1 protein-coding gene is annotated in these 2,909 nt (G+C 69.9%); it reads right to left on the bottom strand.

Translation table 11 applies throughout. The features are described from left to right. Positions 1-2,909, bottom strand: a 2,909-nt coding sequence (locus tag RCJ92_RS15525) for a DNA helicase (protein WP_446755071.1), incomplete at both ends; no start/stop codon positions are given.

A 2,909-nucleotide genomic window follows, 5' to 3' on the forward strand; every position in this document is an offset into this window, starting at 1 on the left:
CCGGCTTGGCGACCGAAAGCTTGGCGCGCGGCTCGTCCGGCTCCTGGGTGCTGGGCTTGGCCAGGTTCAGGTAGGCGGCCAGCCTGTCGGCGACCGAGGTCGGGTCGGTGAACACGTCAATGGTCCACAGCGGCACGTACCGCCAGCCGTTCGTCTCGAAGAAGTCGGGACGCAGCCGGCTGCGCTCGCGCACCGTCAGGTGGCTGTAGTGTTCGGTGCCGTCGTACACCACGGCCAGCGGCGGGATCTGCCCGGACTCGGTTTCCAGCACATGGGCGGACAAGTCCAGCACCCCGCGGTAGTCCTCGGTGACGATGGCGCCGCGTTCACGCAGCCGCTTGGCCAGGTCGGCCACCAGCGGGTCGTGGCGCAGCGAGCGGTTGGTGCTCACCCCGGAGTCCCCGGCGTGCACCCGGCCGAAGAGCTCGAAGAACTGCTTGGCCCCACGGTACACGCGGTTCAGCTCCACGTCCTCGGGCAGCAGCCCGGAGACCAGGACCATGCGCTTGCGCGCCCGGGTCATCGCCGCAACGAACAGCGAATCGCCGTCGCTGCGGGAGAGCGCACCAAATTCGTGCAGCGCCTTGCCGTGCGGGGTGCGTCCATAACCCCAGGCGAAGATCACCGCGTCACGGCGCAGCCCGATCAGCCGGTCCATGGTGGTGACCACGAACGGTTCGTGGCTGGCCCGGAAGTGCTCCATCGCGTAGCGGTGGTTGGGCAGCTGCACCCGGATCGCCTCGGCGATCGCGGCGGCGTGCACCCGGTTGGAGGCAATGACCGCCAGCGACTCGTGGCCGTTGCGCCGGAAGTGGCTGAACACCAGGTCCACCACCGCGGCGACTTCCGCCGCCGTGGTCTGCACGCCCTCCTCGGAGCTGGACAGCGTCCCGGTGGCGTCCGGCACATAGTAGCTGGACAGTCGCGGGGCGGTGTAGGACAGCGAGCTGGCCCCGGGCAGCCGGGAGAGCTTGTCCTGGTAGTAGGCGTGGGAGAGCTGTTCGACCAGGCCTTCGTCGATGCCGCGGTAGACGGTGGACAGGGTCTGGGTGACCAGCACCTGGTTCAGCGCCTGCAGCGCGGAGATTTCGGTGCCGCGTTCGGCGACCCGGGCGGTGGGGTCCACCGACACCTCGAACGGCTTGGGTCCGCCGAGCATGGTGTCGCCCACGGCGATGACCTGGCTGGAGCGGCGGATCGCGTCCAGCACCTCACGCAGGGTCAGGTAGTTGGCCTCCAGCAGGATCACCGCGTCAAAGTCGGCCTCCTCTGGCAGCGCGGTGCCCAGCAGCAGCGGGGCGGCCACCCAAACCGGGGTCAGCGAGTTGGCCAGCGGGGCGCCCAGCGCCAGCAGGCCGGACACCGAGGGGGTGCCGTCCTTGAGCATGGCGCGCAGTTCGCGGCCCCCGGCACGGTGGTCGGCCAGGGCGCCCTTCCAGTTCTTGGCCAGCGCCCAGCGGATCCGTTCGGGTCCGGCGGCGATGTGCGCGCCGTCGGCCAGGCGGTAGTCGGCCTCGATCTTCTCCAGCTTCGCGCCGTCGTTCATGGCCAGGAAGTCATCCCCGGAGATCATCGCCTCCAGGGCGGACTGCCACCAGGCCAACTCCAGTTCGGCGTCGACCTCGTCCGCGTCGATCTCACGCTCGGCGAAGTCGGCGAGCAAATCCCCCAGCCCGGCCTCGGCCAGCTGTTCGGAGATGATGGTGCGTTCGGGCAGTTCCTTCAGGTCATCGGCGCGGTCCACCAGCCTGGCGATGGTGTTCATCAGCTCCTTGACCGGCATTTCGCGCAGTCGGGTGCCCAACCGGGTGGGCAGCATCCCGGCCAGCGAGTCGATGCGGGAGCCGGCGTCATGGTAGCCGGCCTCCACGTCCAGCAGCCCGCCGGGCACCTGCGGGTTGCGCTGGCTGGTGGCGTAGACGCGCCAGGCCTCACGCTGTTCGCTGATTGCCTGCAGGGCGGACTGCAGGTCCGGCACGTGCATGCCGGGACGCACGTATTCCTTGGCGATCTTTCGCAGCCGGGAGCGGACAATGGAGCCCATCTCCACCCCGTGCTCGCGCCGCCACTGGCTGGAGGCGGTCGCGGCGATCAGGTCATCGATGTCGCCTTCGAAGATGTCCGGCTCGAACTTGTCCAGCGAGCCGCGCACGGCCACCAGCAGGGCCAGCTGGTCCCCCCACTTGTCGTAGGTCTCCTCCAGGCGGATCTGGGACTTCTGGGCGACCTCCACCATGTGCTCGTGCAGGATCGGCAGGTCCCGGCCCAGCCCCGAGGCCAGGGCCAGGGCCTGTTCGGTCTGCTCCTGGTTGCGCAGCGGCGCCCCGTGCCAGGGGCTGGAGGTGTGCTCCTTGCTGAACGCACCAAGCTGGGCGGCGCGCTTGAGCTGCGCGGCGACGTGGCCGCGCTGGCCCATGGAGTCCAGCACCGAACGCTTCAGGCGCACCGTGGTGGACGGGGCCGGCTCCAGCGCGGAAAGCCGGGCCAGCTCCTGCATCGCCTGGTAGGGCGAGCACCCCCAGCGGCTGCGCACCGTGTGCAGGGACTTGACGTGCTCCTGCAGGGCGGTGCGGTGTTCGCGCAGCTTGGCGAAGAGCTTCTGCTGGTGCGGTTCGGTGGCCTTCTCGTTGCGCAGGATGGCGCGGGTCAGCTGCCGGCGCAGCGCATCCGGGTCCTCGTTCGGGCCCAGCAGCAGGCTGGCGGCGTCCAGCTTCTCGTTGAAGCGGGTGACGAATTCCTCGGCGGCCGAACGCTGTTCGGCGATCACCAGCACGCGCTTGCCCTGGGCAGCGAGCACGGCGGCCGCGTTCAGGGCGGTCTGGGTGGCCCCGGTACCGGCGGCGGCGTTCACGCTCACCGATTCCCCGGCGGCCACGTAGTCCAGCACCTTGGCCTGGGACTCGTCGGCG

The sequence above is a fragment of the Glutamicibacter sp. BSL13 genome, assembly GCF_052928425.1.